Consider the following 17,314-nt stretch of genomic DNA (forward strand, 5'->3'; position numbering starts at 1 on the left):
GAGCGGCATGGAGACGGGGATCGGCGGCAAGGTCGCGGTGGTGACCGGCGCGGGCCGGGGGATCGGCGCCGCCGTCGCGACCGCGCTGGCGCGGCTGGACGCGACCGTGGCGGCGGTGGACGTCGACGCGGCGGCGGTCAGCGGGCTCGCCGCCGAGCTGGGCGGCAAGTGCGCCCCCTACCCGGCCGACGTCGCCGACGGCGCGGCCGTCGCCGCGGTGGTCGACAGCGTCGAGCGCGATCTCGGTCCCGTCGACATCCTGGTCAACGTCGCGGGCGTCCTGCGCCCGGGAACCGTCGCGGAGCTGTCCGACGAGGACTGGGACCGGACCTTCGCGGTCAACACCACCGGCGTGTTCCACCTGTGCCGCGAGGTGTCGCGCCGGATGGTCCCGCGCGAGCGCGGCTGCATCGTCACCGTCAGCTCGAACGCGGCCGGCGTGCCCAGGCACGGCATGAGCGCCTACGCCGCGTCCAAGGCGGCGGCCACCCTGTTCACCAAGTCGCTCGGGCTGGAGCTGGCCGGCCACGGGATCAGGTGCAACGTGGTCGCGCCCGGGTCCACCGACACCGACATGCAGCGCGTGTCGTGGACCGGAGACCAGGACGCGCAGCGGGTGATCGACGGCGACCTCGGCACCTACCGCGCCGGGATCCCGCTGCGCCGGATCGCCGATCCCGAGGACGTCGCCGACGCGGTCGTCTTCCTCGTCTCCGACCAGGCCCGGCACGTCACCATGCACGACCTGTACGTCGACGGCGGCGCGACGCTGCGCGCCTGACTCCCCGCAGCGCGGAAGGTACACAGATGATCGAGAGTGACATTGGCGGACTGGTCGCTTCCGAGGACGCGTCCCGGCTGCTGGGGGCCTACGAGCCGGGTTCGTCGTTCCTGTTCGCCGGGCCGAAGGCGACGATGCTCGGGATCGGCGTCGAGGCGACCGTCCCCAAGACCGGCTGCGACCGGGCCGGGCTCGCCGAGCGGGTGGGCGGTTTCCTACGCAGCGCCAAGGAGTTCGGCAGGCGCAACCCGGTCCTGGTGGGTGCCGTGCCGTTCGCCGAGAACCTCCCCGCGCACCTGGTGATGCCCACCGAGCTCGTGCGCGTCGGCGCGCTGAACGTGGTGGTCCCCGGGCTGGTCGAGCCCGGCGGGACCGCCTTCCGGATGCGCCAGGTGCCCGAGCCCGCCGAGTACGCGCGAGGTGTCGGCCGGGTGCTGCGGCGGATGCGCGCGGGCGAGCTGAGCAAGGTCGTGCTGGCGCGCTCCCTGCACCTCGACGCCGACGAGCCGGTGGACGTCCGCCGCGTGGTCCGCAACCTCGCCTTCGCCAACCCCGACGGCTACACCTTCGCCGTCGACCTGCCCGCGCGCGGCAGCGACGGAACCCAGGACTCCTTCGGCGCGCACCCGCCGCTGACCCGCACGTTCACCGGCTCCAGCCCGGAACTGCTGGTGTCGCGCAACGGGAACCTCGTCCGGTCGCACCCGATGGCCGGGTCGAGGCCGCGCAGCGCGGATCCGCTGGAGGACCAGCGGCGCGCCGCGGAGCTGTCCACTTCGGACAAGGACCTGCGCGAGCACGCGGCGGTGGTCGAGGCGGTCGTGGAGGGGTTGCGCCCGCTGTGCGGAGACCTCCGCGTGCCCGCGCGGCCGTCAGTCGTCGGCAACGCGGCGATGTGGCACCTGGCGACCGAGATCACCGGCGAGCTGCGCGACCCGGCGACCACCTCGCTGGAGCTCGCGGTGGCGCTGCACCCGACCCCGGCGGTCTGCGGCACGCCGCTGGACGCGGCCGCGGGCGCGATCGCCGAGACCGAGCCGTTCGACCGCGGCTACTACGCCGGCGTGGTCGGCTGGTGCGATGCGGCGGGCGACGGCGAGTGGGTGGTCGCGATCCGCTGCGCGGAGATCGAGCGGGCGTCGTTACGCCTGTACGCGGGGGCGGGCATCGTCGAGGGCTCCGACCCCCAGGACGAGGTCGACGAGACCTCGGCGAAGTTCCGCACCGCCCTGTCGGCCATGGGCATCGACCAGTCGCTGTAGAGAGGATCACCTTGACCGGCAACGAGATTCTTCCCGGCTGCCCGACCTGGCCGGAGGAGTTCGCCGCCCGGTACCGGCAGGCGGGTTACTGGACGGGCGAGACGTTCGGCGAGGTGCTGCGCGCCCGCGCCCGCGAACACCCCGACCGCGTCGCCGTGACCGACGGCGAACGGCGGATCACCTACGGCGAGCTCGACACCAGGGCCGACCGGCTGGCCGCCGGCCTGCACGCCATGGGGATCGGCGCGCGGGACCGGGTCGTCGTGCAGCTGCCCAACGTCGCCGAGTTCTTCGAGGTCTGCTTCGCGCTGTTCCGCATCGGCGCGCTGCCGGTCTTCGCGCTGCCATCGCACCGGCTGACCGAGATCAGCTACTTCTGCGAGTTCAGCGAGGCCGCCGCCTACGTCACCACCGACGTGGAGGCGGGCTTCGACCACCGCGTCCTGGCCGCCGAGGTGCGGGCGAAGGTGCCGGGCCTGCGGCACGTGCTGATCGCGGGCGACCCGGGCGGGTTCACCGCGCTGTCCGATGTCGACGCCGAACCCGCCGATCTCCCCGGCCCGCGCCCCGGCGACATCGCGTTCCTCCAGCTCTCCGGCGGCAGCACCGGCGTGCCGAAGCTGATCCCGCGCACCCACGACGACTACCTGTACTCCTTCCGCGCCAGCAACGAGATCTGCGGGGTCGGCGCCGACGCGGTCTACCTCGCGGCGCTGCCGGTCGCGCACAACTTCCCGATGAGCTCGCCGGGCACGTTCGGCGTCTTCCACGCCGGTGGCCGGGTGGTGCTGGCCCGGCGGCCCAGCCCGGACGAGGTGTTCCCGCTGATCGAGCGGGAACGGGTCACGCTCGTCGCCGCGGTGCCGCCGCTGGCGCTGCTGTGGCTGGACGCGGCCGAGCACACCGGGCACGACCTGTCGAGCCTGCGGGTGCTCCAGGTCGGCGGCGCCAAGTGCAGCGAGGAGGTGGCCCGGCGGGTGCGCCCGGTCCTGGGCGCCACGCTCCAGCAGGTGTTCGGGATGGCCGAGGGCCTGGTGAACTACACCCGGCTCGACGATCCCGAGGAGGTCGTGCTCACCACGCAGGGCCGCCCGATCTCGCCCGACGACGAGGTGCTGGTCGTCGACGACGAGGACAACCCGGTGCCGCAGGGCGAAACCGGCCACCTGCTCACCCGCGGGCCGTACACGATCCGCGGCTACTACAAGGCCGACGAGCACAACGCCAGGGCGTTCACCGCCGACGGCTTCTACCGCACCGGCGACGTGGTCCGGCTGACCGCGGAGGGCAACCTCGTCGTCGAGGGCCGGGCCAAGGACCAGATCAACCGCGGCGGCGAGAAGGTCGCCGCCGAGGAGGTCGAGAACCACCTGCTCGCCCACCCGGCCGTGCACGACGCCGCCGTCGTCTCGATGCCCGACCCGTACCTGGGCGAGCGCAGCTGCGCCTTCGTCGTCCCGCGCGGCACGCCGCCCAAGGCGCGGGAGCTGATCAGGTTCGTCCGCGACCGCGGGCTGGCCGGTTACAAGGTGCCCGACCGGGTCGAGTTCGTCGAGCGGTTCCCGCAGACCGGGGTGGGCAAGGTCAGCAAGCGCGACCTGCGCGCGGCGATCGAACGCGAGCTCGTGCCGGAACTCGGTGGGAAGAAGGGGAACTGATGGCACTCCCGACGATCGCGCCGTACCCGGTACCGAGGCAGGACGAGCTCCCGGCGAACCGGGTGTCCTGGCGGCCGGACCCGGACCGCGCGGTGCTGCTGGTCCACGACATGGAGCGGCACTTCGTCAACGCGTTCACCCCGGGCCGGGAACCGCTGACCGAGGTCGTCGCCAACATCCTGGTGCTGCGGGACAAGGCCAGAAGCGCGGGCGTCCCGGTCGTCTACTGCGCGCAGCCCAGCGGCCAGACCCCGCAGCAGCGCGGCCTGCAGCTGGAGTGGTGGGGGCCCGGCGTGGCCGACGCCGAGCAGGAGGCGATCATCGACGAGCTCGCCCCCGGACCGGACGACGTCCTGCTGACGAAGTGGCGCTACAGCGCCTTCCAGCGCACCGACCTGCGGGAGATGCTGCGCGGCTGGAACCGCGACCAGCTGGTGATCACCGGCATCTACGCGCACATCGGCTGCCTGATGACCGCCGCCGAGGCCTTCCAGCAGGAGGTGCAGGCGTTTCTGGCCGCCGACGCGGTCGCCGACTTCTCCGCCGAAGACCACCGGATGGCGCTGTCCTACGCCGCCAGGCGCTGCGCGGTGGTCGACTCCACCGCCCGGCTGGCCGCCGCGCTGGCCGCTGACGAGACCGCCGTCGCCTGACCCCGACTGGAGCATGACCATGGACCTGACCACCGTGCGCGAAGAAGTCGCCGAGCTGCTGTTCGCCGAGCCCGACGAGCTCACCGACGACGAGAACCTCATCGACTTCGGCCTGGATTCGGTGCGGATCATGACCCTGGTGGAGCGGTGGCGCGGGCTCGGCGTGCAGGTCACCTTCGCCGACCTCGCCGAGCGCCCGACCCTGGCCGACTGGTGGGCCGTCCTGGAGTCCAGGATTCCGGCGGGCTGACGCCGAAAGGTGCGGCCCGGGCCGCGGCACCGGCCCGGGTCGCACTCCCCGGACTCACTCGGTCCAGGGCACCTGGGGCGACCGGTAGAAGTCGACGCCCAGCGCGGTCAGCCGCGGTCCCTGCGCGGCCAGGCGCTGCCGGAACGCCTCCCAGTCGTGGGAGCCGGCCGCCGACCAGCCGAGCTCGGCGATCGCGGGCAGCCGCGGGAACGCCATGAACTCGATGTGGTCGGAGTTCTCCAGCGTCTCGCTCCACAGCGGAGCCTCGACGCCCAGGACCGACTCCTCGGGCACGCCCTGCAGGTAGCTGCCCGGGTCCCAGCCGTAGGCGTCGGCGACCTCGATGTAGCCCGCCCACTTCAGGCCCAGCGGCGTGTTCTCGTCGTACTTCATGTCCAGGTAGGACTTGTTGGCGGGCGAGACCAGCACCTTGTTGCCGCGGGCCACCGCCCCCGGCAGCAGCGGGTCGGAGTTGGTCGTGCCCCAGAACTGCACGACCGCGTCGCCCTCGGCGCCCGCCTTGGCGTACTCGTGCCAGCCGACCACGGTCTTGCCGTACTTCTGCACGATCGGCAGGACCTTGGCCATGAACGCCTTGTAGTCCTCCTCGGTGGTGGAGTGCGCCTCGTCGCCGCCGATGTGCAGGTACGGGCCGGGGGTCAGCGCGGCGAGCTCGCGGATCACGTCGTCGACGAACTCGTAGGTGATGTCCTTGCCCACGCACAGCGAGCTGAAGCCGACCTCGATGCCGGTGTAGAGCGGCGGCGCGACACCGTCGCAGTTGAGCTCGGCGTAGGAGGCCAGCGCGGCGTTGGTGTGGCCGGGCAGGTCGATCTCGGGCACCACCGTGATGTTGCGCGCGGCGGCGTACTCGACGATGTCGGTGTAGTCCTGCTGGGTGTAGTAGCCGCCGGGGCCGCCGCCGACCTCGGTGCTGCCGCCGTAGGTGGCCAGCCGGGGCCAGCTGTTGATCTGGATCCGCCAGCCCTGGTCGTCGGACAGGTGCAGGTGCAGCCGGTTGATCTTGTACAGCGAGATCTGGTCGATGTAGCGCTTGACCTCGTCCACGCCGAAGAAGTGGCGGGCGACGTCGAGCATCGCGGCGCGGTGGCCGAACCGGGGCCGGTCGGTGATCTCGCCGCCGGGAACCGTCCACGGCCCGGGCTGGACCTCGTCGCGCTCCACGGCCGCGGGCAGCAGCTGGCGCAGCGTTTGCACGCCGTTGAACAGCCCGCCCGGGGTGCCCGCGCTCAGCGCCACCTCGTCGGCGGTGACCCGCAGGCGGTAGCCCTCCGGGCCGAGGTCGCCGCCGTCGTCGAGCCGCAGCGTGATGTCACCGGCCGACGGGTCCTCGCCGGTCACCGGCAGCGGGTATCCGGTGGAGGGCCGCAGGATCCCGGCGAGGTAGTCGCCGACCGGGCCTGCCGCACCGGCGGCGTTGATCGAGCTGCCCTCGGCGAGCTCGAAGGTGGTGCCCTGGTCGGCCCGCACCTCGGTCGGGGCGGGTACCACGCTGTTCATCGGGGACGGGGGTTCGGGCGCGGCCACGGCGGGAGCCAGTGCGCTCGCGCCGGAGAGGAGCACGCCGGTGAGCAGCGCCGCCACCGACGTCTTCGTTCGGTTCATGGTCACACCGCTTCGGAGTCGGAAATGCTGACCCAGAAAGGTATAGACCAAAATCCGGGGCGGGTAACCGCCCGATCGGACGTATCGGGCGGTTCAGGCCGCCGCGGGCGCGGCGCTCCACGTCCGCAGGAGCCGGTAGCCGGCCGTCGTGGTGCGCACCCGGTGTCCGCGCTGGGCGAACACCCGGTGCGTCTCGACGTCGATGAGGTGCGCCGCCCGCAGCTCCTGCAGGGTCTGGCGCATCTCGTCGAACATCTGCCCGCCCGCGGACTCCGACCAGGTGTAGCCGAGGGCGGGGCCGGTCCGTCCGTTGTGGTAGCGCACGAGGTCCTGCTGCACGGCGGTCAGGGCAGCGTGCCAGCGGGGGGAGGGGTCCGGTCGCGTCATCGGGATCAACTGCCTCGGGGTGGCGGTGGGCCGCTGGGATGCCGATCCACCGCCAGGTCGTGCTTTCATCCTTATGTCAGGACATATTAACCCGAGTGCTGTGTCCTGACAAGGCGGCCCGAAGGCTGTTCCCGCTGGTCAGCGAAGCGATCAGGGCTCAGCCGCGCAGCGACGGCCGGAGCTTGTCCAGCACGGCCGGGTCCTCGATGGTCGAAGGCACCTTCGTGTCCCCGGTGTCGGCGATCTCCCGCATCGACTTGCGCAGGATCTTGCCGGACCTGGTCTTGGGCAGCCCGTCGACGACGGCCACCTCGCGGAACGCCGCGACCGGCCCGATCTGCTCCCGCACCGCCGCGACCAGCTCCTCGCGCAGCCGGTCCGGGTCGATCTCGGCGCCGGCCTTGAGCACCACGAAACCGCGCGGCACCTGGCCTTTGAGCGAGTCGTGCACGCCGATCACCGCGCACTCGGCCACCGCCGGATGCGCGGCCAGCACCGCCTCCATCGACCCCGTCGACAACCGGTGGCCCGCGACGTTGATCACGTCGTCGGTCCGGCCCATGACGAAGACGTACCCGTCCTCGTCGACGTAGCCGTTGTCGCCGGTGAGGTAGTAGCCGTCGTAGCGCGACAGGTACGACTCCCGGAACCGGTCGTCGGCGTTCCACAGCGTCGGCAGGGTTCCCGGCGGCAGCGGCAGCCGGAGGCAGATCGCGCCGTCCTGCCCGGCGGGCACCGGCCGGCCCGCCTGGTCCAGCACCCGGACGTCGTAGCCGGGCACCGGCACCGTCGGCGAACCCGGCTTCACCGGCAGCGCCTCCAGCCCGCGCGGGTTCGCGCAGATCGGCCAGCCGGTCTCGGTCTGCCACCAGTGGTCGATCACCGGGATGCCGAGCTTGTCCACCGCCCACTGGTAGGTCTCCGGATCCAGCCGCTCGCCCGCGAGGAACAGCGTCCGGAGGCCGGAGACGTCGTACTTGGCGATCTCGTCGCCGTCCGGGTCCACCCGCTTGATCGCGCGGAACGCCGTGGGCGCGGTGAACAGCGCCTTCACGCCGTGGTCCGACACGACCCGCCAGAACGCCCCGGCGTCCGGCGTGCCGACGGGCTTGCCCTCGTAGACCACCGTCGTCGCACCGGCCAGCAGCGGGCCGTAGACGATGTAGGAGTGGCCGACGACCCAGCCCACGTCGGAGGCCGTCCAGAACACGTCGCCAGGGCCGATGTCGTAGATGTTGGCCATCGACCAGCGCAGTGCCACCGCGTGCCCGCCGTTGTCGCGGACCACGCCCTTCGGCTTTCCGGTGGTGCCCGACGTGTAGAGCACGTACAGCGGATCGGTCGCGTCCACCGGCACGCAGCCCGCCGGTTCCGCCCGCGCCACAACGGTGTTCCAGTCGACGTCGTCCGCGCCGAGCTCGGCGGTGACCTGGTCGCGCTGGAGCACGATCACCCGCTCCGGGCGGTGCTCGGCCAGCCGTCGCGCCTCGTCCACGATCGGCTTGTACTCGACGACCCGGTTGGGCTCCAGGCCGCAGGACGCGGCCACGATCACCTTCGGCCGCGCGTCGTCGATCCGCGCGGCCAGCTCCTTCGGGGCGAAGCCGCCGAAGACGACCGAGTGCACCGCCCCGATGCGGGCGCAGGCGAGCATCGCCACCGCCGCCTCGGGGATCATCGGCAGGTACAGCACGACCCGGTCGCCCCGCTGCACGCCCTGGTCCCGCAGCGCGCCCGCGAACCGCGCGACCCGGTCCAGCAGCTCCCGGTAGGTCCAGCGCGACACCGTGCCGGTCATCGCCGAGTCCCAGATCAGCGCGTCCTGGTCGCCGCGGCCGTCCCGCACGTGCCGGTCCAGCGCGTTGAAGCAGGTGTTGAGCACCCCGTCGGGGAACCACCGGTACATCGGCGCGCGCGAGCCGTCGAGCGCGGTGCCCGGCGGTCGCTCCCAGTCGATCGACGCCGCCGCGTCCAGCCAGAACCCCTCGGGATCGGCAAGACTGCGCTGGTAGGCGTCCGCGTATGCGCCCATGACGAATTGACCTCCCGCACGTGGCCGGACAAGTTGATCTCGAAAAGTGCCCTGCTGCCCACGGGTCCTACCGCACTCCCGGCGTCGGCACCAGTGTCGCCGAGCGGTCGTCACAACTTCGTTCGCGCCGAAGGTGATCGCGCCCTTCCGGAGGCACCTCGGCGACCGTCGCCGTCCATTTGTCGCCAGCACGACCGAATCGCCGCGACACGCCGTGGTCGATCGATCACAATCGCGATTGGGCCGGGGGATCGGGTTAACGACACGGCTGGGTGGACCGACATCCGGTACGGAGGTGCGACCGAAGATGAGCACGGAGACGTCAGCGGCCGAGGCCGATTCCGACCAGTCCGCCGAACTGCCCACCGCGCCGCGCAGCGTGGTGTGGAGCGGTGGGCACTCCTACGTCCTCGAAGGGGTCCGCGGCGCCCGCTGGGCCGGGGTCGACGACCGCCGCCGCGCCCGCTTCCTCACCGACGCGGACCTCCAGCGCCGCGGGTGGAGTCACCACCCGCGCTGAGCCGCTCGCCGACCGTGGTGACCTCGGCCGCCACGAGCGTTGTGGGCGGAATGTGGCACCCTGATCGGTGAACGGTGCACGCCAGGTGCACCGGTGCGGGGCAGTTCGCACAACCGTTTCGGGGAGGGGCTCGTGGTGCAGGACGCCGACGGCACCACGGAGAACGCCAACCGGGGACCGCAACCCCGCCCGGCCGGTGGCTCCGCCGCGGGGGCCGACCCGGGGCTGGCCCGGATCAAGGAAGCCGCCGCGGGCATCTGGGACGACCCGTGGTGGACGATCCCCAACCTGCTCAGCGTGATCCGGCTGGCCGGTGTCCCGCTGTTCCTCTGGCTCCTGCTGGGCCCGCAGAGCGACCTGCTCGCGCTGCTGGTGCTGGTCGTCAGCGGCGTGACCGACTGGCTCGACGGAAAGCTCGCCCGCTGGCTCAACCAGTACAGCCGCGTCGGAGAGCTGCTGGACCCGGCCGCCGACCGGCTCTACATCGTCGCGACGCTGGTCGCCTTCGTCCTGCGCGACGTCGTGCCCTGGTGGGTCGCCGCGGCGCTGATCGGCCGCGACCTCGTGCTCACGCTGTGCCTGCCGGTGCTGCGCTGGCACGGCTACGAGCCGCCGGAGGTGCACTACCTCGGCAAGGCCGCCACGTTCTGCCTGATGTACGCCTTCCCGCTGCTGTTGCTGGTGCAGGGCGACTTCACCTTCTCCGGGGTGATCCGCCCCATCGCCTACGCCTTCACCTGCTGGGGCGGCGCCCTCTACCTGTGGGCAGGGGTGCTGTACCTGATCCAGGTCGTGGCCGCGGTGCGCGCCGCCCGGTCCGCCGCCCGCGCCTGAGCGCCCGCCCGCAGGTCGTCTTGCGGCACCCGCAGTCGGCCCAATACGCTCGCCGGGCCGTCGCGATCTTCGTCGCGGTGGCCCGGCAGCGGCGGAGAACAGGAAGGCGGGACCAGTGGCGGCCCCCGAAGGCATCAAGTACACCAGCGAGCACGAATGGGTGCGCCCCACCGGCGAGGACACCGTCCGCGTGGGCATCACCGAGTACGCCCAGCAGCAGCTCGGCGACGTGGTCTTCGTGCAACTGCCCGGTGTCGGCGACGAGCTGGACGCCGGCGCCGCCATGGGCGAGGTCGAGTCGACCAAGAGCGTCTCCGACATCTACGCCCCGCTCGCAGGTTCGGTCACCGCGGTCAACGACAAGCTGGACACCGAGCCCGAGCTGGTCAACACGGACCCGTACGGCGAGGGCTGGATGGTCGAACTGCGGTTGAGCGACCCGGCCGCGCTGGACGGCCTGCTCGACGAGAACGCCTACCGGGAGCTGACCGACCAGGACTGATCGTCGATCTCGGCGGTGTCCTCGGCCGATGTCGGGACTCGCGCGTACGGGGCGGGGTGCGACACGGTACGTTGGAAGGCACTTCGCACGATCTATCCGCGTAGAGGAGAGCTCAGGTGAGCCAACACCCTGGCTCCGGCGACGTTCCGCCGGAGCAGTCACCGGAGACCACCTCGGTCTTCAGGCCCTTCCTCTCGGAGCCGGAAAGCACCGAGAGCGCGCCCTCGGAGCCTGCCGCTTCCGGGGTCGATGCGCTGCCCGCGGGTTCCGCCCTGCTGGTGGTCAAGCGCGGCCCGAACGCGGGTTCGCGATTCCTGCTCGACCGGGACACCACCAGCGCCGGACGGCACCCCGACAGCGACATCTTCCTCGACGACGTCACGGTGTCGCGACGGCACGCCGAGTTCCGCCGCGAGGGCAACGACTTCGTGGTGGTCGACGTCGGCAGCCTCAACGGCACCTACGTCAACCGCGAGCCGGTGGACACCTCGGTGCTGGCCAACGGCGACGAGGTGCAGATCGGGAAGTTCCGGTTGGTGTTCCTGACCGGCCCGATCGACGGGGGACAGGGCCGCTAGGCCGAGGAGAGAGACCGACATCGGGGCGGCGCCGGTAACCGGCGCCGCCCCGGTCGTTGGGAACTACGCGAACCCGCTTCGCGGCGGACCATCCCGATCTCGCCCGAATTCACCCGCAATCCGCAGTCTTGCAGGGAATTCGAGGACTTCCGGCGGACCCGGAGAGGGCCGTCGGCGGTGTATCGTGCTGGGTGTTGCTCAATGAAGAGCGCTCAGGTATCGGTTCTCGGCCTGCCGAGCCGGGCAGTGGCTGGACGACAGCCGAGGGATGGGCGTGTCCGCCGTATCGCGGGTAGCGTCGGAGGCGCCGGTGCGCGATCCTCGAGGAGGACGTCACGCCCCGGCGCGCTGGAGGAGGCGATTTGACGATGAGCAGTGAGATGCGCGTCGTCGGCGTGCGAGTGGAACTACCAGCCAACCAGCCGATCCTGTTGTTGCGCGAGACCGAGGGCGAACGCTACCTGCCGATCTGGATCGGCTCGGTGGAGGCGACCGCCATCGCGCTGGAGCAGCAGGGCGTGCGACCCGCCAGACCCCTGACCCACGACCTGCTCAAGGACGTCATCGGGGCGCTCGGGCGTGACCTGGAGCAGGTGCGCATCACCGACCTGCAGGAGGGCACGTTCTACGCGGAGCTCGTCTTCGACGGGGACGTGCGGGTCTCGGCCAGGCCCAGCGACTCGGTCGCCCTGGCGCTGCGGGTGGGCGTTCCGATCCACGCCGACGAGTCGGTGCTGGACGAGGCCGGGCTCATCATCCCGGACGAGCAGGAGGACGAGGTCGAGAAGTTCCGGGAGTTCCTGGACTCGGTCTCCCCGGAGGACTTCCGCGGCGCCGACACCTGAGCCGGTCGGCACCACGGCTTACCCGGCCCCCGGCGCGCCCCGCGCCGGGGGCCGGTTCGTCTCCCCGCGCGTCGCGTTGACCGGTCTTCCGGGCAGGCTTACCGTCGAGGAGACGCGAATCGCCCGCATGTGATTCAGACCAGCATGTGGTTCGGCGCCCGCGCAGGCGCGGCCCGGGCGTTCGCGGCGCCCTGATCATGTCGATGCAGGGCCTTGGCGGTCGTCGGCGGAAGCCGGACGAGGGGAGGCAGGCGTGGTCGAGGAGGCACCCAACCGGGATGCTGCCGCGGAGCAGGGAGAGCTGTTCCCCGACGCCTCGCTACCGGACGAACTCGTGGGGTACCGCGGTCCGGCCGCCTGCCAGATCGCGGGCATCACCTACCGCCAGCTGGACTACTGGGCCCGCACCAAGCTGGTCGGGCCGTCCATAAGAGGTGCGGCGGGGTCCGGCTCGCAGCGGCTGTACTCCTTCAAGGACATCCTGGTCCTCAAGGTGGTCAAGCGGCTGCTCGACACCGGCGTCTCGCTGCACAACATCCGGGTCGCCGTCGAGCACCTGCGCCACCGCGGAGTCCAGGACCTCGCCAGGATCACGCTGTTCAGCGACGGCACGACCGTCTACGAGTGCACCTCGGCCGAGGAGGTGGTCGACCTGCTGCAGGGCGGCCAGGGGGTGTTCGGCATCGCCGTCAGCGGTGCCATGCGGGAGATCAGCGGCACGATTCACGAGTTCCCCGCCGAGCGCGCCGACGGCGCCGAAGTGGTCGCCCCCGTCAACGACGAACTCGCCCGCCGCCGCCGGGACCGCCAGACCGGTTGATCGATCGGTCCGCTGTGCGCACGGCAGGGCGGAGCACGAACGATGCGGCGAAACGGACGCCCAGGATCCCGTTGAGATCGGGTAGGCTTCGCTGCATCGCTGACCCCGCGCGGGAGAGTCCGCGCCGGTGAGGAGCACCGGTGCGGCGCCGAAGGAGCAACTCCTCCCCGACAACCTCTCAGGCCAACCGGACCGCACGGGCGAGATACCTCTGGAAAGCGGGTCACCACGACCGTGGTGCCCCCGCCGACGGTGCAAGCCCGGCCCCCGGCCGGGTGAAGCTCTCAGGCGTTCGCGGCGCGGACATTGACAGAGGGGGAGGGCAGCACCGGTGTGCTGCCACCCTGTGTCCGCCGTGAAAGACGAGGTTTTGGCGATGACCGACGTGACCCATGACCGCATCCCGCTCGCCGCGCTGGAGCACGGCACCCCGTTCGCCGACCGGCACGTGGGCCCCGCGCCGGCCGAACTCGCGCACATGCTCGAGGTGATCGGGGTCGGGTCGCTGGAGGAGCTGGGGCAGCACGCGGTGCCGGAGGGCATCCGCGAGCGCGACCTGGAGCTGGCGCTGCCGGAACCGGCGACCGAGGCCCAGGCGCTGGCCGAGCTGCGGTCCCGCGCGCAGCGCTGCCGCCCGCACGCGGAGATGATCGGGCTCGGCTACTACGGGACGGTCACCCCGCCGGTGATCCTGCGCAACGTGCTGGAGAGCCCGGCCTGGTACACCGCCTACACGCCCTACCAGCCGGAGATCTCGCAGGGCCGGCTGGAGGCGCTGCTGAACTTCCAGACGATGGTCGCCGACCTGACCGGCGTGCCCGTCGCCAACGCCTCGATGCTCGACGAGTCGACCGCCGCCGCCGAGGGCATGACCCTGGTCCGGCGGGCGGGCCGGGCGAAGTCGGCCCGGTTCGTCGTCGACGCCGACACCCTGCCGCAGACGCTGGCCGTGCTGAGGACCCGCGCCGAGCCGCTGGGCATCGAGGTCGTCGTCGCCGACCTCTCGCAGGGCGTCGCCGGGCTGCCGGAGGGCGACCTGTTCGGCGCGCTGCTGGCCTACCCGGGCGCGTCCGGCGAGGTCCGCGACCACGAGGCCGTCATCGCCGAGGTCCACGACCGCGGTGGCCAGGTCGTGGTGGCCGCCGACCTGCTCGCGCTGACGCTGCTGCGCCCGCCGGGCGAGATCGGCGCCGACGTCGTCGTGGGCACCACCCAGCGGTTCGGCGTGCCGATGGGCTTCGGCGGGCCGCACGCCGGGTACATGGCGGTGCGCAAGGGGATCGAGCGGCAGCTGCCCGGCCGGCTGGTCGGCGTCAGCGTCGACACCGACGGCAACCAGGCGTACCGGCTGGCGCTGCAGACCCGTGAGCAGCACATCCGCCGGGAGAAGGCGACGAGCAACATCTGCACCGCGCAGGTGCTGCTGGCGGTCGTGGCGTCGATGTACGGCGTCTACCACGGCCCGGCCGGGCTGCGCGCGATCGCGACCAGGGCGCACCGGATGGCCGCGGTGCTGGCCGAGCGGCTGCGCCGCGGCGGGGTCGAGGTGCTGCACCGCGACTTCTTCGACACCGTCGTCGCCCGGGTTCCGGGCAAGGCCGACGAGGTCGTCGCGGCGGCCCGCGGCGAGGGCGTGAACCTGCGCCGCGTCGACGCCGACCACGTGGGCGTCAGCTGCGACGAGACCACCACCCGCGCCCTGCTGGCCAAGGTGTGGAAGGCGTTCGGGCTGGACGAGGTGGACGTCGACGAGCTCGACGCGGGCACCCCGGACGCGCTGCCCGCCGGTCTGCTGCGCACCTCGGAGTACATGACCCACCCGGTGTTCCACACCCACCGGTCGGAGACCTCGCTGCTGCGCTACCTGCGGGAGCTCTCGGACAAGGACGTCGCGCTGGACCGCAGCATGATCCCGCTGGGCTCGTGCACGATGAAGCTCAACGCGACCGCCGAGATGGAGCCGATCACCTGGCCGGAGTTCTCCGGGCTGCACCCGTTCGCGCCCGCGCAGGACGCCGAGGGCCTGCTGGAGATCGTCTCCGACCTGGAGGGCTGGCTGGCCGAGATCACCGGTTACGACGCGGTGAGCCTGCAGCCCAACGCGGGCAGCCAGGGCGAGTTCGCCGGTCTGCTGGCCATCCGCGCCTACCACCACAGCCGTGGTGAGGCCGAGCGGGACGTGTGCCTGATCCCGGCGAGCGCGCACGGCACCAACGCCGCCAGCGCGGTGATGGCCGGGCTGCGCGTGGTCGTCGTGCGCTGCGACGAGTCCGGCAACATCGAGCTGGACCACCTGCGCGAGGTCGTCGGGAAGCACCAGGACGACCTGGCCGCGATCATGATCACCTACCCGTCCACGCACGGCGTCTACGAGGACACCGTGCGGGAGGTCTGCGGGCTGGTGCACGACGCGGGCGGCCAGGTCTACGTCGACGGCGCCAACCTCAACGCCCTGATCGGCCTCGCGCGGATGGGCAAGTTCGGCTCCGACGTCTCGCACCTGAACCTGCACAAGACGTTCTGCATCCCGCACGGCGGCGGTGGCCCGGGCGTCGGCCCGATCGGCGTGCGCGCGCACCTGGCGCCGTTCCTGCCCAACCACCCGCTGCAGCCCGCGGCCGGTCCGGAGACCGGCGTCGGCCCGATCAGCGCCGCCCCGTGGGGCAGCGCCTCGATCCTGCCGATCTCGTGGGCCTACGTGCGGATGATGGGCTCCGACGGCCTGCGCCGCGCCACCCTGACCGCGGTCGCCGCCGCCAACTACGTGGCCCGGCGGCTCGACGAGTACTTCCCGGTGCTCTACACCGGTACCGGCGGCTTCGTGGCCCACGAGTGCATCCTCGACCTGCGGCCGATCACCAAGGCCAGCGGCATCACCGTCGACGACGTCGCCAAGCGGCTGGCCGACTACGGCCTGCACGCGCCGACGATGTCGTTCCCGGTGGCGGGCACGCTGATGGTCGAGCCGACCGAGAGCGAGAACCTGGCCGAGCTGGACCGGTTCTGCGAGGCGATGATCGCGATCCGGGCCGAGATCGACAAGGTCACCGCAGGGTCGTGGCCCGCCGACGACAACCCGCTCGTGCACGCTCCGCACACGGCCGCCTCGCTGGCGGGCAGGTGGGAGCACGCCTACAGCCGGGAGGACGCGGCGTTCCCGCTGGGCACGCGGGTGGCCAAGGTGTGGCCGCCGGTGCGGCGCATCGACCAGGCGCACGGCGACCGCAACCTGGTCTGCTCCTGCCCGCCGCTGTCGGCGTACGAGGGGTGACTGCCGGCCTCGGCGGCATGCACTACGGTGGGCGGCTTCAGCCGATCGCCTCCGAAAGGAGTGCAAGGAAATGCTCACCATCAGTGAGAACGCCGCCGAGGTCATCAAGGTCGTCCTCGCCGGCGGGGATTCGGCACCGGGTTCGGGACTGCGGATCGCCCCCGCGGGGGACGGGCTGCAGGCGGCGATCGCCGCCGAGCCGGAGGCCGACGACGAGGTGGTCGAGGGGTCCGGGGTCCGGGTCTTCCTCGAACCGCAGGCCGCCGCCGCGTTGGGGGACAAGGTGCTCGACGCCCAGCGCGACGACAACGGCGAGCTGAGCCTGGCCGTGCGCGACTGACGAAGGTTTCGAACCGCCGGTCCGGATGCCGTCCGGACCGGCGGTTCGTCGTCTCAGCGGGTGATCGCCTGCTCGTCGGCCCAGCGCAGCAGACCCCGGCACACGCCGATCAGCCGCTCGCGCAGCCCGGCGGCCTCCTCGGCGAACAGCCGCTGCCTGCGCACGTACTCCGCGCGGCCCTGCGGCGTCTCGATCGGCACCGGCTCGTAGCCGAGGTCCCGCAGGTCGTACGGGCTCGCGCACATGTCCAGCTCGCGGACGCGCAGGGCCAGGTCGAAGCAGTCGGCGACGAGCTCGGAGGGCACGAACGGGTCGAGTTTGTAGCTCCACTTGAACAAATCCATGTTGGCATGGAGACAACCGGGCTGTTCGAGCCGGACCTGGTCCTCGCGCGCGGGCTGCAAGGGGTTGAGCGGCCGGGCCTGCGGGGTGAAGAACCGGAACGCGTCGTGGTGCGTGCAGCTCAGGTTCGACGACTCCACGACCTCGTCGGTCCCGGCGTGGCCGAGCCGCAGCGGCCAGCCGGTGTGCCGGATGTCCTCCGGCGCGGTCCGGTAGACCATGGCCCACTCGTGCAGCCCGAAGCAGCCCAGCCGCGGCGCCCGGGACGCCGTCGCGGTCAGCAGGCCCAGCACGAACTCCGCTGTCGACCGCCGGGCCTCGGTGAGCGCCTCCCGGCCGACCGCGACGCCCTCGGGCGTGCGGACGTAGCCCTTGCGGTCCAGGAACTCCTCGCCACCGGCGAGCGCGACGCCGAACCCGGGCTGCCACCGTTCGAGCCGGGACGGCCGGAACGAGTAGTAGGTGAACAGGAAGTCCAGCACCGGGTGCTTGCGGCCGTCCTGCTGCCGCTCCCGGTGGGGCCGGGTCCACCGCCGGACCCGCTCCTGGTGCGCGTGGCGGCGGGCCTGCCACTCGTGTTCGGCGAGCGCGGTCATCGCAGGCCAGGGTAGTC

17 protein-coding genes and 1 riboswitch are annotated in these 17,314 nt (G+C 72.0%); of the genes, 13 read left to right on the top strand and 4 right to left on the bottom strand.

Annotated features, from left to right (window positions below):
- Positions 1–7: 7 nt before the first annotated feature.
- From ABD691_RS14255 to ABD691_RS14275, 5 genes are read left to right on the top strand one after another with little or no spacing between them, the layout of a single operon-like run.
- Complete coding sequence (locus tag ABD691_RS14255) at positions 8–781, top strand: 2,3-dihydro-2,3-dihydroxybenzoate dehydrogenase (RefSeq protein ID WP_344680141.1); 774 nt, start codon at positions 8–10, stop codon at positions 779–781.
- Between the two features lie 26 nt (positions 782–807).
- Positions 808–2,043: an isochorismate synthase DhbC gene (dhbC, locus tag ABD691_RS14260; RefSeq protein ID WP_344680142.1), complete on the top strand. Its 1,236-nt coding sequence runs from the start codon at positions 808–810 to the stop codon at positions 2,041–2,043.
- Between the two features lie 11 nt (positions 2,044–2,054).
- Positions 2,055–3,701, top strand: coding sequence for a (2,3-dihydroxybenzoyl)adenylate synthase (locus ABD691_RS14265; RefSeq protein WP_344680143.1), 1,647 nt, complete (start codon positions 2,055–2,057; stop codon positions 3,699–3,701).
- Positions 3,701–4,354, top strand: a complete 654-nt coding sequence (locus ABD691_RS14270) for an isochorismatase family protein (RefSeq protein ID WP_344680144.1) — start codon at positions 3,701–3,703, stop codon at positions 4,352–4,354. The genes ABD691_RS14265 and ABD691_RS14270 overlap by 1 nt, the downstream gene beginning before the upstream one ends.
- Before the next feature lie 19 nt (positions 4,355–4,373).
- Positions 4,374–4,604 (top strand): phosphopantetheine-binding protein, encoded by a 231-nt coding sequence (locus tag ABD691_RS14275; RefSeq protein ID WP_344680145.1) that lies wholly within the window; start codon positions 4,374–4,376, stop codon positions 4,602–4,604.
- Positions 4,605–4,658: 54 nt separating this feature from the next.
- On the opposite strand, the gene ABD691_RS14280 is transcribed toward ABD691_RS14275, so the two are convergent.
- From ABD691_RS14280 to ABD691_RS14290, 3 genes are all read right to left on the bottom strand, one after another.
- Positions 4,659–6,230, bottom strand: a complete 1,572-nt coding sequence (locus ABD691_RS14280; RefSeq protein WP_344680146.1) for a beta-N-acetylhexosaminidase — start codon at positions 6,228–6,230, stop codon at positions 4,659–4,661.
- Positions 6,231–6,323: 93 nt separating this feature from the next.
- On the bottom strand, positions 6,324–6,617 hold the full coding sequence (locus tag ABD691_RS14285; RefSeq protein WP_344680147.1) for a hypothetical protein: 294 nt from the start codon (positions 6,615–6,617) through the stop codon (positions 6,324–6,326).
- A 157-nt stretch (positions 6,618–6,774) separates the two neighbouring features.
- Positions 6,775–8,649 carry a propionyl-CoA synthetase gene (locus ABD691_RS14290; RefSeq protein WP_344680148.1) on the bottom strand — a complete coding sequence of 625 codons (1,875 nt, stop codon included), beginning with the start codon at positions 8,647–8,649 and terminating at the stop codon, positions 6,775–6,777.
- A gap of 307 nt (positions 8,650–8,956) precedes the next feature.
- Here ABD691_RS14290 and ABD691_RS14295 point away from each other — a divergent pair, with 307 nt between their 5' ends.
- From ABD691_RS14295 to ABD691_RS14330, 8 genes are all read left to right on the top strand, one after another.
- Positions 8,957–9,169, top strand: a complete 213-nt coding sequence (locus ABD691_RS14295; RefSeq protein WP_344680149.1) for a hypothetical protein — start codon at positions 8,957–8,959, stop codon at positions 9,167–9,169.
- A gap of 132 nt (positions 9,170–9,301) precedes the next feature.
- Complete coding sequence (gene clsA / locus ABD691_RS14300; protein ID WP_425565104.1) at positions 9,302–10,003, top strand: cardiolipin synthase ClsA; 702 nt, start codon at positions 9,302–9,304, stop codon at positions 10,001–10,003.
- 115 nt (positions 10,004–10,118) lie between these two features.
- On the top strand, positions 10,119–10,505 hold the full coding sequence (gcvH, locus tag ABD691_RS14305; protein ID WP_344680150.1) for a glycine cleavage system protein GcvH: 387 nt from the start codon (positions 10,119–10,121) through the stop codon (positions 10,503–10,505).
- A 116-nt stretch (positions 10,506–10,621) separates the two neighbouring features.
- On the top strand, positions 10,622–11,083 hold the full coding sequence (gene garA / locus ABD691_RS14310; protein ID WP_344680151.1) for a glycogen accumulation regulator GarA: 462 nt from the start codon (positions 10,622–10,624) through the stop codon (positions 11,081–11,083).
- Positions 11,084–11,451: 368 nt separating this feature from the next.
- The gene (locus tag ABD691_RS14315) at positions 11,452–11,928 is read left to right on the top strand and encodes a bifunctional nuclease family protein (protein WP_011874172.1); all 477 of its coding nucleotides are present in this window, start codon (positions 11,452–11,454) and stop codon (positions 11,926–11,928) included.
- 253 nt (positions 11,929–12,181) lie between these two features.
- The gene (locus ABD691_RS14320) at positions 12,182–12,748 is read left to right on the top strand and encodes a MerR family transcriptional regulator (protein ID WP_344680152.1); all 567 of its coding nucleotides are present in this window, start codon (positions 12,182–12,184) and stop codon (positions 12,746–12,748) included.
- Positions 12,749–12,848: 100 nt separating this feature from the next.
- Positions 12,849–12,953: riboswitch (glycine riboswitch) on the top strand.
- Between the two features lie 171 nt (positions 12,954–13,124).
- Entirely contained in the window at positions 13,125–16,019 is a 2,895-nt protein-coding gene (gene gcvP, locus ABD691_RS14325) for an aminomethyl-transferring glycine dehydrogenase (protein ID WP_344680153.1), read from the top strand.
- Positions 16,020–16,089: 70 nt separating this feature from the next.
- Positions 16,090–16,359, top strand: a complete 270-nt coding sequence (locus ABD691_RS14330; protein WP_344680154.1) for a HesB/YadR/YfhF-family protein — start codon at positions 16,090–16,092, stop codon at positions 16,357–16,359.
- A gap of 53 nt (positions 16,360–16,412) precedes the next feature.
- Here ABD691_RS14330 and ABD691_RS14335 read toward each other — a convergent pair whose 3' ends face one another.
- Positions 16,413–17,297: a 3-methyladenine DNA glycosylase gene (locus tag ABD691_RS14335; RefSeq protein ID WP_344680155.1), complete on the bottom strand. Its 885-nt coding sequence runs from the start codon at positions 17,295–17,297 to the stop codon at positions 16,413–16,415.
- Positions 17,298–17,314 lie beyond the last annotated feature (17 nt).

This window comes from Saccharopolyspora taberi (assembly GCF_039534165.1).
GTDB lineage: Bacteria > Actinomycetota > Actinomycetes > Mycobacteriales > Pseudonocardiaceae > Saccharopolyspora_D > Saccharopolyspora_D taberi.